8 protein-coding genes and 1 riboswitch are annotated in these 13473 nt (G+C 66.2%); of the genes, 6 read left to right on the top strand and 2 right to left on the bottom strand.

Annotation, left to right across the window (positions count from 1 at the left end; genetic code table 11):
* Positions 1-60 precede the first annotated feature (60 nt).
* Positions 61-158, bottom strand: a riboswitch (TPP riboswitch).
* Between the two features lie 672 nt (positions 159-830).
* The gene (locus CPBF1521_RS13960) at positions 831-2771 is read left to right on the top strand and encodes a prolyl oligopeptidase family serine peptidase (RefSeq protein ID WP_235858461.1); all 1941 of its coding nucleotides are present in this window, start codon (positions 831-833) and stop codon (positions 2769-2771) included.
* A gap of 9 nt (positions 2772-2780) precedes the next feature.
* On the opposite strand, the gene CPBF1521_RS13965 is transcribed toward CPBF1521_RS13960, so the two are convergent.
* Together CPBF1521_RS13965 and ggt are read right to left on the bottom strand one after the other, a co-directional pair.
* Complete coding sequence (locus tag CPBF1521_RS13965) at positions 2781-4619, bottom strand: methyl-accepting chemotaxis protein (RefSeq protein WP_181901232.1); 1839 nt, start codon at positions 4617-4619, stop codon at positions 2781-2783.
* 80 nt (positions 4620-4699) lie between these two features.
* Positions 4700-6409: a gamma-glutamyltransferase gene (gene ggt, locus CPBF1521_RS13970; protein WP_115677365.1), complete on the bottom strand. Its 1710-nt coding sequence runs from the start codon at positions 6407-6409 to the stop codon at positions 4700-4702.
* Positions 6410-7053: 644 nt separating this feature from the next.
* On the opposite strand from ggt, the gene ilvC reads away from it, so the two are divergent.
* The 5 genes from ilvC to CPBF1521_RS13995 all read left to right on the top strand — a co-directional run bounded on the left by ilvC (position 7054) and on the right by CPBF1521_RS13995 (position 12813).
* Entirely contained in the window at positions 7054-8055 is a 1002-nt protein-coding gene (gene ilvC, locus CPBF1521_RS13975; protein WP_024940100.1) for a ketol-acid reductoisomerase, read from the top strand.
* Between the two features lie 42 nt (positions 8056-8097).
* Complete coding sequence (gene ilvG / locus CPBF1521_RS13980; protein WP_115677366.1) at positions 8098-9819, top strand: acetolactate synthase 2 catalytic subunit; 1722 nt, start codon at positions 8098-8100, stop codon at positions 9817-9819.
* Positions 9803-10060: an ACT domain-containing protein gene (locus CPBF1521_RS13985; protein WP_104584030.1), complete on the top strand. Its 258-nt coding sequence runs from the start codon at positions 9803-9805 to the stop codon at positions 10058-10060. Before ilvG ends, CPBF1521_RS13985 begins: the two co-directional genes overlap by 17 nt.
* 123 nt (positions 10061-10183) lie before the next feature.
* Positions 10184-11254: a threonine dehydratase gene (locus CPBF1521_RS13990; RefSeq protein ID WP_232099345.1), complete on the top strand. Its 1071-nt coding sequence runs from the start codon at positions 10184-10186 to the stop codon at positions 11252-11254.
* The gene (locus CPBF1521_RS13995) at positions 11251-12813 is read left to right on the top strand and encodes a 2-isopropylmalate synthase (protein WP_104584028.1); all 1563 of its coding nucleotides are present in this window, start codon (positions 11251-11253) and stop codon (positions 12811-12813) included. The genes CPBF1521_RS13990 and CPBF1521_RS13995 overlap by 4 nt, the downstream gene beginning before the upstream one ends.
* Positions 12814-13473 lie beyond the last annotated feature (660 nt).

Raw genomic sequence — 13473 nt, forward strand, 5'->3', positions numbered from 1 at the left:
AGTCGCAGGCGGACGAAGCGGCGGCGCTCAATGGCGATGCGCCCGTGCACGGCACGGACCATCGCATCTAACGAAGCTTCCCTACGCCGGTATCAGCCGGATCAGGTTCGAAGGGACTATCTCAACCGCAGCGCACTGCGGTACCCCCACTTCGGCGGCGATTAAACCACATCGCACCCTGCGCGGCTAAAAAATATCGCCAGCTGTCGGCACCGCGCTCGGCGATGAGATGCACGTTTGGTGCAGGCCGTTGCGTGCAGCGGCCGCGCTCGCCTGGCGATGACCAACGCAGTGTTGTCACGTTCGGCAGCGACCGCTGTCCGTGTATAGCAGCACACGCGCAGCGTCGCTGCGGCACTACAGGAGCGCCCTCGCACTGCACGCCTCGCACTGCAACACAACGCGCATTCGCGAACAGCGCGTCTGCCAACGCGTTCGATTCGGCCTGGGCCATCCCGAGACGCTGCAGCCACACGTAGACGCCCAGCGCTTCTGATCGCACCCATGAGCCGCCGGTCCGCTGCCTGGACACGCCGGTTGTCACAACGACCACTTTGGGGAAGTCGTTGTCCACGTGCCAGGACTGCCACGTCACCGGCCGCCTGGCACGCAGCAGCGCGGTGGTGCCATGCACGGACATTTCCACGGCACATCACACCGCTAGCCTGCAGTCACCACAACAAGAAAACCTGCTCTCTCTCCCTGCCGCCGATCTTCGGCGGCTTTTTTTTGATCCACTTGCCACAGCTATCGCCGGTTCGTTATCTTTCTGTGAAACAGGGGAATGGACGACGCAGATGCAAGGGATGCACCGGTTTGGCTGGGCAGCGATGCTGCTGATGGGGGTTTTTTCAGGGACTGCGCAAGCCGCGTCCCCGCCGCCTGTAGAGGCCTTCGTCGAATCCGGCCCGATCTCCTCGCCGGCGATGTCGCCCGATGGGAAGCATCTGGCGGTCAGCGCGGACCTGGGCGATGGCAACTACGCGCTGGTGGTCTACCGCATTGCCGGCATGCAGTCCACCACGATGCTGCGCCTGCCGCGCTATGAATTGCCGGTGCGCATTGCCTGGGTCAGCGACCGCCGGCTGGTGATCGGCAAGGGGCGCAAACTCGGCTCGCTGGAAGAGCCCATGCCGATGGGCGAGATCATCGCCACCGATCTGGATGGCAGCAATCAGCGCTATGTGTACGGCTACCTGCAAAGCACCCGCAACGCGGGGCTGGAGCGCGGGTTCGGCTATATCGAGGGCCTGCCGAGTCGCCGCAACGGGCACTTCTACATGCGACGCCTGTCGCTGGACTCGCGCCACTCGATGCTCTACGACGTCGACGCCAGCACTACTACCCATCGCCTGATGGCAGACGTCGACGTCCCCGATCTGCGCTTCGTGCTCGACCACGATGGTGTGGCGCAATACGCGTACGGCACCGACGACAACGATAACCCGTTGCTGTTCCGCCGATCGGGCAATGGCTGGTCGCCGATGTCCCAGGTCCAGGCCAACTGGCGACCGATCGCATTTGCACGGCAGCCGGGCCGCGTCTACGGCTGGTATAGCGAGGCCGGGGGCCCTGCAGTCCTGGTGGCCAGCGATCCCGACGGCCACCAGCGCAGCGTGCTCGCGTCGGACCCGTTCTACAGCGTGGACGATCTGCAGTGGGGTCCGGCGCCGCAGACGCCATTTGCTGCACGACTTGGGCCAGGGCGGCCGACGCTGCGCTATTTCGAGCAGGACACTGCCGAAGCGCAACTGCACCGGAGCCTGAGCCAGACCCTGGCCGGCCAGTACGTGGACTTCGTCAATTTCACCGAGGACGGCAGCGGCCTGCTGCTACGGGCCTATAGCGACCGCGATGCAGGTGCCTGGTACATCTTCGACCGGCCGAGCAACACGCTGAAACTTGTCATCAAGGCACGCAGTGCATTGCCGGCGGCGCAGATGAACGAGCGTCGCATGGTGACGTTTCAGGCCAGCGACGGGCTGATCCTGGACGGCGTGCTCACCGTCCCCGGCACCGCCGCACGCGGTGAACGGCTGCCGATGATCCTGCTGCCGCACGGTGGCCCGCATGCAGATGGCGATGGCTGGGCCTTCGATACCGACGCCCAGTTCCTGGCCAGCCGCGGCTATCTGGTGCTGCAGGTCAACTATCGCGGCGGCCTGGGGCGTGGCAACCGGTTCGAGCGCGCCGGGTATCGCCGATGGGGCGAGCGTATCCAGGACGATCTGGTCGACGGCGTTCGCTGGGCAGTGGGCCAGGGACTCGCCGATCAGACGCGCATCTGCAGCTATGGCGCCAGCTTCGGCGCGTATGCCGCCATGATGGTGCAGGTCAAGGCGCCGGAGTTGTTCCGCTGCGCGGTGGGCGTGGCCGGCATCTACGACCTGCAGATGATGTACAGCAAGGGCGACATCAATCGCAGCGACTACGGGCTGAATTATCTGGAGCGCGCCATTGGCCGTGATACGGCTGAACTGGCGGCGCACTCCCCGGTGATGCTGGCTGATCGCATCAAGGTGCCGGTGCTGCTCGTGCACGGCGAAGAGGACGAGCGAGCTCCCTTCGCACAGGCCAAGAGCCTGCGCGCGGCATTGACGCGCAGCGGCAACGCGCCGCAATGGATGTCCGTTCCCAAGGAGGGACACGGTTTCTACAAGGAGGCCAACCAGATCACGTTCTATCGCACCCTGGAACGTTTTCTTGCCGAGCAGTTGGGTGGCAACACTGCGACGGCGACATCCAGTGCCGTATCCGCCGCGCCGCAGTGACGCGGCGCGCTAGTCCAGCGTATAGCCCACCCGCAAACCGCCCCAGTGCCTGCGGCCGACGTAGATCGGCACCGACAGGTCGAACATGATCTGGCCGGTGTCGCGGCGGTAGACCTGCAGGCGATACGGGTCGGTGTGCGCGCCCACGCTGCGGCCGACGCGGTCGGTGAACTTGCGCTTGGTGCGGTTGCCGACCAGATCGCGCTTGGGATCGCCGGTCAGCGGCTGGGTGAAGCGCAGGTTGTGCGTGGGCACATAGCCGTCGGGATTGGCGCAGATCGCGAACACGATCCAGGGATGCGCATCCAGCAGCGGCTCCTGCAAGGCGGGTAACACCTCGTCGCAAAGCGCATCGAAGTCGGTGCTGAACTTGGCGGGCTCCACGCCGGCAATCGGCGTGTAGGTGCGTGCGAACAGCGCCGCTTCGTCGATCTGGCCGCGTGCGATGGCCTGCGCCAGGGCGGTGCCGATGCGAGCGGCGGCGGCCACGGCGAGTTCCTTGACGCGCGCGTGGCGGGGAACTGCCAGCGGATCGGCCGGCAGACGGAACAGGCCCACGCAGTCGCGCAGCGTCTCGGTACCGCGCTCCAGCGCCTCGCTGCGTTCGGCCACATGCGCGGCATGCTGCAGGTTGCTGCGCCCCAGCGCCACCACGCCATCGACGGCACGTTCGATGCCGCGAATCTCGCCGTCCTGCGCCTGGATCCGCCCGGCCACCGTGGTCATCGCGCTGCTGGCCTGGCCGAGCACGCGGGTGATGCCATCGAGCACCGCTTCGGTGCCGCGCGCCGAGGCCGCGCCCTCGCCCACCGCGGCGCTGGTTTCGGCCAGGATCGCGCGCACGTCGCGCGCTGCCGCTGCCGCCCGTTCGGCCAGGCGGCGGATCTCGGTGGCGACCACCGCAAAGCCGCGCCCGGCATCGCCGGCGTGCGCCGCTTCGATGCTGGCGTTGATCGACAGGATGTTGGTCTGGAACGCCACCGAGTCGATGACTTCGATGACCTCGCCGGCACGCGCCGCACGACGTTCCACCTCGTGCATGGCCTGGCCCAGCGCATGTGCGGCAGCGACGCCCTGGCGTGCGCTTTCGTCGGCGCTGGCGGCCAGCGCAATCACCTGCGCCAGATCGGCGTTGACGTCCTGCAGGCTCGCAGCAAGGCGCTCCACCGCGGTGCGCGCGCCATCCAGCGCGTCGGTCTGCGCCTGCGACTGACGTACCATCTCGTCGTTTTCGGCCACCAGCGGCGGCACTTCGGCAGCGATCTGCACCGACAACGCCACTGCCTGGCGGATCGCTTCGGCCAGATTGCCGAAGCCGGCCTGCAGCCGGCGCCCCATGTCGGTCTCGGACAAACCGGGCGGCAGCAACAGCTCCAGCTCGCACCCGGCCAGTGCCTGGGCGGTGCGCTCGAGTACGGTGCGGTCTTCATGTTCGGCCTGCAGGCGCGCCACCAATGGCTGCAGCAGCGGCGAGATCGGCACCGGCCGGCTGTCTTCGGCCAGGCGGGTGGCTTCGCGCAGCAGGATCGCGGTTTCCACATGCGGCAGCGACAGCATCCAGCCCCCGTGCTCGCGGTCGCGCACATAGCGCACGCGCCGGGCCGGGTCGTCGCCGGGGGCGGCCCATACGCCGTCTTCGCCGGCCAGATCGGCTGCACTCAATCCCCACACCACCGACACCGGCGCGCCCTGCAGCTCGCTGGCGGTCTTGCCCAGGACGTCCAGGCCTGCGCGGTTGCAGGCCACCACGCAGGCCTCGGCCGATAGCCGCAGCAGCGCGACCGGTGCATCGGGGAGCAGCGCCGCCTGCGTTTGCGACGGCGAACCGGGCTGTTGCATCGAGCTCATGGGCGTTCCTAATCCATCACCATCATTAGCGGCGCGCCGCGGCTGCAATTGAGCGGCGCCATGCATCTGCAGGCGCCTGCTCAGTAACCGGCGGCCTGCCCGTCCTTGCGGCTTTCCGAGGCGCCGTAATACACCCCGCTGGCCGGATCACGCGCGATCGCCTGATATCCGCCATACGGGCCATCGGCAAAGATCACCCGGTGGCCCTTGCGCATCAGCGCGCGAATGGTGTCGTAGGAGAAGCCGGTTTCCAGATTGACCTCGCCGCCATCGCTCATCGCGGTGGCCTGGCCGGTCGGCTCGGTGGAGCCTTCGTGCTGGATGCGCGGCGCGTCACCGGCTTCCTGCAGATTCATGTGGAAGTCCACCAGGTTCATCACGATCTGCACGTGACCCTGCGGCTGCATCGCCCCGCCCATCACCCCGAAGCTCAGCCACGGCTTGCCGTCCTTGGTGACGAAAGCGGGAATGATGGTCTGGAACGGCCGCTTGCCCGGCGCGTAGCCGTTGGGGTGATCCTTCTTCAGCACGAACATCTCGCCACGGTCCTGCAGGATGAAGCCCAGCCCCGGCGGGGCCATGCCGCTGCCCATGCCGCGGTAATTGGACTGGATCAACGACACCATCATGCCGTCGGCATCGGCCACGGTCATGTAGATCGTGTCGCCCTCTTCCAGCTGCTTGGGCGTGCCCGGCTGCACCTCCTTGAGCGCCTTGTCCATGGAGATCAGCGCGCGACGCTGCGCGGCGTAATCCTTGGAGATCAGCCTGGCCAGCGGTGCCGGCTGGAACGCCGGGTCGGCATAGAAGCGCGCGCGGTCGGCGAAGGCCAGCTTCTTGGCTTCGGTGAACAGGTGCACGTGCTCGGCCGAGCCGTACGGGATCTTGGAGAAGTCGTAGCCCTCCAGGATGTTGAGCATCTGCAGCGCGGCAATGCCCTGGCTGTTGGGCGGCAACTCCCAGACATCAACGCCACGGTAGTTGGTGGACACCGGCTCCACCCACTCGCCGGTGTGGCTGGCCAGATCCTCGTAGCTCAGGTAGCCGCCATTGGCCTTGAAATAGGCGCCGATGGTGCGGGCGATATCGCCTTTGTAGAACGCGTCGCGGCCGCCGTCGGCGATCTGCTGCAAGGTGTTGGCCAGGTTGGGGTTCTTCCACAGCTCGCCCTTGCGCGGGGCATGGCCGTCAATGGTGAACTGCTCCTTGAAGCCGGGGTATTGCGACAGGCGCGGCACCGAGCGGTCCCAGTAATAGGCGATGGTTTCGGCCACCGGATGGCCTTCGCGGGCATAACGGATGGCCGGGGCCAGGTTCTGCGCCATCGGCTTGCGCCCGAAGCGCTCATGCAACGCGAACCAGCCATCCACCGCGCCCGGCACCGACACCGGCAGCGGGCCGGTCGGCGGAATGTCCTTCAACCCACGGCGCTGGAACTCGGCCAGGGTCAGCGACTTCGGCGAGCGGCCCGAGCCGTTGTAGCCGTAGAGCTTGCTGGTCTTGGGATCCCAGACGATGGCGAACAGATCCCCGCCCACGCCGTTGCCGGTCGGCTCCATCAGCCCCAGCGCGGCATTGGCGGCGATCGCCGCATCCACCGCCGAGCCGCCGCCCTTCATCACATCCAGCGCGATCTGGGTGACCAACGGCTGCGAGGTCGCCGCCATTGCGTGCGGGGCGATGACTTCCGAGCGGGTGGCAAACGGCTGCCCGGTGATCCGGTCGGCAGCACTCAGAGGTGGCGCAAGCAGCGCCAAGGCAGACACCAACAACACAGCTACGCGACGCATGACAGACGATCCCCGAAACACCACATGTGAGTGGTCAACCATACCAGCGGGTCGGGCCACATCGTTCGGCACGCACTGCCTGTCAGCACAAATGCCGCGCATTTAGTGACGCGTAGCGCCTGCCGCTGGCCCGTACCGATCCGGTTTCAACAGCAACCATGCTGCTGCCACGCGGTTTTGCGCGATACAGCGCCCATTGACGCGGCCGTTTCACGCGCAAGGGTTGACACCCCACCAGCAGCGATGGTTATCTCGGTCTCATGCCGCACCGCCACACCACCTCGAACGCCCCAGTGTCCGCGCCCATCGGCGCGTCGGCAGCGTCGCTTCTCGTGCTCGTACTTATTACCTCGCCAACCGGTGCGGGACGGGACTTCGTGTAGGCAACAGACACACAAGGCTTCGATCAGACCCCGCACCGGCAACGGCGCGGGGTTTCGCGTTTCAGGGACCACCAAAAGTTTCGAATGACATGAACGACATCACTACCATCGCCGCAATGCCCATCACGCGTGCCCACCGGCGCGCTGGTGATTGCGCGTGCATGCGCAGTGCCATCGTCCATCCCCATTTTGCCTGGCCGGCCAGTGTCTGCACTGCCGGCTGATTTCTTTCCCACTGCCAAACCCCGCAAGGACTACTCCATGAGCAACGACACCCAACCGAAAATCGCGATCATCGGCTACGGCAGCCAGGGCCGCGCACATGCGCTGAACCTGCGCGATTCCGGCTTCGACGTCACCGTCGGCCTGCGTGCCGGTGGCCCGACCGAATCCAAGGCCCAGGCCGATGGCTTCACCGTGGTGGCGCCGGCCGAGGCGGTGAAGAGTGCCGACCTGGTCGCGATCCTGACCCCGGACATGGTGCAGAAGAAGCTCTACGAGGAAGTCATCGCCCCGAACATGAAACAGGGCGCCTGCCTGCTGTTCGCGCATGGCCTGAACGTGCATTTCGACATGATCACCCCGCGCGCCGACCTGGACGTGGTGCTGGTCGCGCCGAAGGGCCCGGGCGCGCTGGTACGTCGCGAGTATGAAATCGGTCGCGGCGTGCCGTGCATCTACGCGGTCTACCAGGACACCAGCGGCAAGGCCGAGCAGTTCGCGCTGACCTATGCCGGCGGCCTGGGCGGGGCGCGTGCCAACATCATCAAGACCACCTTCAAGGAAGAGACCGAGACCGATCTGTTCGGCGAGCAGGCAGTGCTGTGCGGCGGCGCCTCGTCGCTGGTGCAGGCCGGTTTCGAAGTATTGGTGGAAGCCGGTTACCAGCCGGAGATCGCGTATTACGAAGTGCTGCACGAACTGAAGTTGATCGTGGACCTGTTTTACGAAGGCGGCATCACCCGCATGCTGGAATTCGTGTCCGAAACGGCGCAATACGGTGACTATGTCAGCGGCCCGCGCGTGATCGACGCCAGCACCAAGGCGCGCATGAAGGACGTGCTGACCGACATCCAGAACGGCACCTTCACCAAGAACTGGGTGGCCGAATACGAAGCGGGCCTGCCGAACTACACCAAGTTCAAGCAGGCCGATCTGGAGCACCCGATCGAGGAAGTGGGCAAGAAGCTGCGCGCCAAGATGGTGTGGCTCAACGGGCAGCAACAAGCCGCCGCCGCACCCGCGAATCAACAAGCGGCGTAATGCCGCCGCACCCCCACCGCTAACACCGAAGGTCCGCAACGCATGAACACCTCCGCACACAGCACGCCCCGCAACGGCGCGCGCTGGCTGACGCAGGCCCTGGAAGCCGAAGGCGTGGAAACGCTGTTCGGTTATCCGGGCGGCACCATCATGCCGTTCTACGACGCCCTGGTGGATTCCAGGCTCAAGCACATCCTGGTCCGTCACGAACAGGGCGCCGCCCTGGCCGCCAACGGCTACGCCCGTGCCAGCGGCCGGGTCGGCGTGTGCGTGGCCACCTCCGGCCCGGGCGCGTCCAATCTGGTCACCGGCATCGCCGATGCGATGCTCGATTCGGTCCCGATGGTGTGCCTGACCGGCCAGGTCGCCACGCCGCTGCTGGGCACCGATGCGTTCCAGGAACTGGATGTGTTCGGCATGACCATGCCGATCGTCAAGCACAGCTTCCTGGTGCGGCGCGTGGAGGATCTTCCGGGCATGGTGCGCGAAGCGTTCCGCATCGCGCGCGAGGGGCGTCCCGGGCCGGTGCTGATCGACCTGCCCAAGGACGTGCAGATTGCCGACGCGTCGCATCTGCCCGATCACGTGCCGGCGGCGGTGTTGCCGCCCCCGGCGCCGGAAGATGCAAAACTGGCGCAGGCCCTGGCGGCCATCGCCAGCGCCGAACGCCCGGTGGTGTACGGCGGTGGCGGGATCGCGCTGGCCGGCGCGGTGGAGGCGTTCCGGCGCTTTGTCGAAGCCACCGGCATCCCCACCGCGCTGACCTTGCGCGGCCTGGGCGCGTTGCCGCATGCGCATCCGGATTATCTGGGGATGCTGGGCATGCATGGCACGCGTGCGGCCAACATGGCGATCCAGGAATGCGATCTGTTGGTCGTCGTCGGCGCGCGCTTCGACGACCGTGCCACTGGCAAGCTGAGCGAATTCGCACCCTTCGCACGCGTCATCCACCTGGATGCCGACGCCTATGAAATTTCCAAGCTGCGCACGGCCGACATCGCCGTGCCCGGCGATGTGGCGGTCAGTCTGAAGGCATTGAGCGCAGCACGTGGCAATTGCCAGGCATGGCGTACGCGCTGCTTTGCCAACCGCGAGAAATTCGGCGCGCGTTACGACGCGCCCGGTACCGATATCTACGCGCCGGCGTTGCTCAAGCGCCTGAGCGAAGTGGCCCCGGCCGACACCATCATCGCCTGCGACGTGGGCCAGCATCAGATGTGGGTGGCCCAGCATTGCCGCTTCAACGATCCGCGCAACCACCTCACCAGCGGGGCGCTCGGCACGATGGGCTTCGGCCTGCCGGCAGCGATGGGCGCGCAGTTCGCCTGCCCCGACCGCACCGTGGTGCTGGTCTCCGGTGACGGCAGCTTCATGATGAACGTGCAGGAGCTGGTGACGATCGCGCGCTGCAAGCTGCCGGTCAAAATCGTGTTGCTGGACAACAGTTCGCTGGGCATGGTGCGGCAGTGGCAGGAGCTGTTCTTTGCCGAGCGCTACAGCGAAATCGACCTGTCCGACAATCCGGATTTTGCGGCGTTGGCGCAGGTCTTCGGCATCCCGGCCAGGCGCATCATCGCGCGCGGCGACGTGGACGCGGCGCTGGCCGAATTGCTGGCGCAACCCGGCCCCGGCCTGCTGCACGTGGCCATCGACGCACGCGCCAATGTGTGGCCACTGGTGCCGCCCAACAACGCCAACAGCACCATGCTGGACAGCAATCCCGCACACGCGGCCAAGGAGACATCGCATGCGTTACCGGCTTGATCTGGTGCTGACGCCGGCCGAAGGCGCCCTGGTGCGCGTGCTCGGCATGACCGAGCGACGCGGCTTTCGCCCCTGTGCCATCCAGGGCGCCTGCGCACCGGACGATGCCGGCCGCTGGCATCTGCAACTGGACGTGGACAGCACGCGCCCGCCGGAGACGCTGCGCCTGCAGCTGGAAAAAGTGTACGACTGCGAGTCGGTGGTGATCACCGCGCTGGACTCGGTCGAGGTTGCGGCATGAACGCCCAGACCTCGCGCGACCAGCAAATCGCCATCCGGAGGTGTCTTCTTCCGGATCGGCCGTGCGCGTGCCGCAATGCCTGATTCCGGCCGCCCCTCCCCGCAGGAGCCAGACGTAGGCGACGTGGCCGTCAGCGTGGCCGACGTCCTGGCCGCGCAGGCCCGCCTGCGCAAGTATCTGTCGCCCACGCCACTGCATTACGCCGAGCGCTTCGGTGTGTGGTTGAAGCTGGAAAACCTGCAGCGCACCGGCTCCTACAAGGTGCGCGGCGCATTGAACGCGTTGCTGGCGGGCCTGGAACGCGGCGACGAGCGCCCGGTGATCTGCGCCTCGGCCGGCAACCATGCGCAGGGCGTGGCGTGGTCGGCATATCGGTTGGGCGTGCAGGCCATCACGGTGATGCCCTACGGCGCGCCGCAGACCAAGATCGCCGGCGTCGCCCACTGGGGTGCCACCGTCCGCCAGCATGGCAACAGCTACGACGAAGCGTTTGCGTTCGCGCGTGAGCTGGCCGAGCAGAACGGCTACCGCTTTCTGTCCGCCTTCGACGACCCGGACGTGATCGCCGGGCAAGGCACGGTCGGCATCGAACTGGCTGCGCATGCCCCTGACGTGGTGATCGTGCCGATTGGCGGCGGCGGGCTGGCCTCCGGTGTGGCGCTGGCACTGAAATCGCAAGGTGTGCGCATCGTCGGCGCGCAGGTGGAGGGCGTCGATTCGATGGCCCGTGCCGTGCGCGGCGACTTCCGCGAAATCACTCCGGTCCCCACGCTGGCCGATGGCGTGAAGGTCAAGATTCCCGGTTTTCTGACCCGCCGCTTGTGCTCGAGCCTGCTTGACGATGTGGTGATCGTGCGCGAGGCCGAATTGCGCGAAACCCTTGTGCGCCTGGCGCTGGAGGAACACGTCATCGCCGAGGGCGCTGGCGCGCTGGCACTGGCTGCCGGTCGTCGCGTTTCAGGCAAACGCAAGTGCGCGGTGGTCTCTGGCGGTAATATCGACGCAACTGTTCTGGCCACACTCTTGTCCGAGGTGCGGCCGCGGCCGCCACGCAAGCCGCGTCGTCGCAATACCGAGCGGCTGCGCAACGAACGCAGCGCCAAGTCACTTCCCGAAACACCCGTCCTTTCCCGCCCATCCGCAGTCGCTTCAACGCCTGTCACCGCCATCGCCGTAGAGGAGTCATCCTGGTGAACACGACCGTATCCAACCAGACCCCGCGTATCCGAATTTTCGACACCACCCTGCGCGACGGCGAGCAATCCCCCGGTTGCAGCATGACGCCCCAGCAAAAGCTGGTGATGGCGCGCGCGCTGGACGAGCTCGGCGTGGACATCATCGAAACCGGTTTCCCGGCCAGTTCGCATTCCGACCGCGAGGCGGTGGCGATGATCGGCCGCGAGTTGCGTCGCCCCACGCTGGCGGTGCTGTCGCGCTGCCTGCAGGCCGATATCGAAACTTCCGCACGTGCACTGGAAGCGGCCGCCAATCCGCGCCTGCATGTCTTCCTGTCCACCAGCCCGCTGCATCGCGAGCACAAGCTGCGCATGAGCCGCGAGCAGGTGCTGGAATCGGTGCACAGGCATGTGACGCTGGCGCGCGGCTATATCGACGATGTCGAGTTCTCCGCCGAGGACGCCACGCGCACCGAAGAGGATTTCCTGGCAGAGGTAGCGCGCGTGGCGATCGCCGCCGGTGCCACCACGATCAATCTGCCGGACACCGTGGGCTTCACCACGCCGGAAGAAATCCGCGGCATGTTCTCGCGCCTGATCGCCAGCGTGGAAGGTGCCGACAGCGTCATCTTCAGTGCGCACTGCCACAACGATCTGGGCCTGGCGGTGGCCAATTCGCTGGCGGCGATCGAAGGCGGCGCACGCCAGGTCGAATGCACCATCAACGGCATCGGCGAGCGCGCCGGCAATTGTGCGCTGGAAGAAATCACCATGGCACTGAAGGTGCGCGGTGCGTTCTACAACATCGATACCGACATCAATACCCCACGCATCGTCTCCACCTCGCAGTTGCTGCAGCGCCTGGTCGGCATGCCGGTGCAGCGCAACAAGGCGGTGGTGGGCGGCAATGCGTTCGCGCACGAGTCGGGCATCCACCAGCACGGCATGCTGCGCCATCGCGGCACCTACGAAATCATGCGTCCGGAAGACGTGGGCTGGGAGTCCTCGCAGATGGTGCTGGGCCGCCACAGCGGCCGTGCGGCAGTGGAGCAGCGCCTGCGTGCCCTGGGATATCTGCTGGAGGAAGAAGAGGTCAAACTGGTCTTCGAACAGTTCAAGGCATTGTGCGAAAAGCAGCGCGTGGTCACTGACGCGGACCTGCAGGCATTGATGCAGGATGCCACCGTGCAGGAAGGCTACCGCCTGGCGTCGATGACCATCAGCGATGTCGGCAGCCGTGCCAATGCGCTGGTGGAATTGTCCGATCCGGAAGGCAACCGCGTGGCCGAAACCGCGCAGGGCAATGGTCCGGTGGACGCGCTATTCGGCGCGTTGGCCTCGGCCACCGGTGTGAAGCTGGAGCTGGACAGCTACCAGGTGCACAGCGTGGGCATCGGCGCGGACGCACGTGGCGAAGCCAGCCTGAGCGTGCGCCACGACGGCGTGGAATACGAAGGCACCGGCACCAGCAAGGACATCATCGAAGCCAGCGCACTGGCCTGGCTGGACGTGGCCAACCGCCTGTTGCGTCAGCGCGAGCGCGGCGTGGTCGCGGGCAAGACGGCTGCGGTGGCGTAATAACGGTAGTTTGCTAGACGATGAAGACCTGACGGCCGGCAGCGTGATCTGCTGGCCGTTTTGGTTTTGGTGTTCCAACTTTCTTGCAAGTGCGTCGGGCTGCTGCGGGCGCGTGCACTCGTACCGACACAGAACAACCTCGCACACGAGATCTGCCGGTTTTGTGCGAATGCTTCGGTCTGCTGCGGGCGCTTGCACGTGTACCGGCGTGGGACACGCCGCAAGTACGTCCATGTAGGCTCTGGCGCGGCATCCATGCCGCTCAAGGTCCCACACCGGCACCCGCGCAAGCACCACCAATTGCTATCGGTTGCGGAAAGAAATGCGGAGGGCATGTTGAGCTGGAGGTCCTTCGGAGCGTCCATCCTGGCGACGTGAGCAGATAAATGGCTTACCGATTACATCGGCTGGGAAGTCTGCAGGCATCAACACGTGCTTGAAGCATTGCTTGCCGATCAGCGATAGCAATGGTGGAAGCGTGGTGTCGCGTCCGGGGGCGGGACCGTGTGGCGGCATGGATGCCGCCACCGAGCCTCCAGGGACGGATTCACGGCGTGTCCCGACACTGGATGCGGCGCCGCGCCGCCGACCAACTCCGCACACCGACCGGCCTTGTGTACGACATCTGGCGTTCCATGCGAGTGCTCCGGTCTCCTGCGG

It is taken from the genome of Xanthomonas euroxanthea, from assembly GCF_900476395.1.
GTDB lineage: Bacteria > Pseudomonadota > Gammaproteobacteria > Xanthomonadales > Xanthomonadaceae > Xanthomonas > Xanthomonas euroxanthea.

Bases quoted from the DNA above. Each gene is read 5' to 3' on its own strand.
- CPBF1521_RS13965 (WP_181901232.1), bottom strand. From the start codon at position 4,619: ATGAGCTCGATGCAACAGCCCGGTTCGCCGTCGCAAACGCAGGCGGCG.
- ilvC (WP_024940100.1), top strand. From the start codon at position 7,054: ATGAGCAACGACACCCAACCGAAAATCGCGATCATCGGCTACGGCAGC.
- CPBF1521_RS13985 (WP_104584030.1), top strand. From the start codon at position 9,803: ATGCGTTACCGGCTTGATCTGGTGCTGACGCCGGCCGAAGGCGCCCTG.
- ggt (WP_115677365.1), bottom strand. From the start codon at position 6,409: ATGCGTCGCGTAGCTGTGTTGTTGGTGTCTGCCTTGGCGCTGCTTGCG.
- ilvG (WP_115677366.1), top strand. From the start codon at position 8,098: ATGAACACCTCCGCACACAGCACGCCCCGCAACGGCGCGCGCTGGCTG.
- CPBF1521_RS13960 (WP_235858461.1), top strand. From the start codon at position 831: ATGCTGCTGATGGGGGTTTTTTCAGGGACTGCGCAAGCCGCGTCCCCG.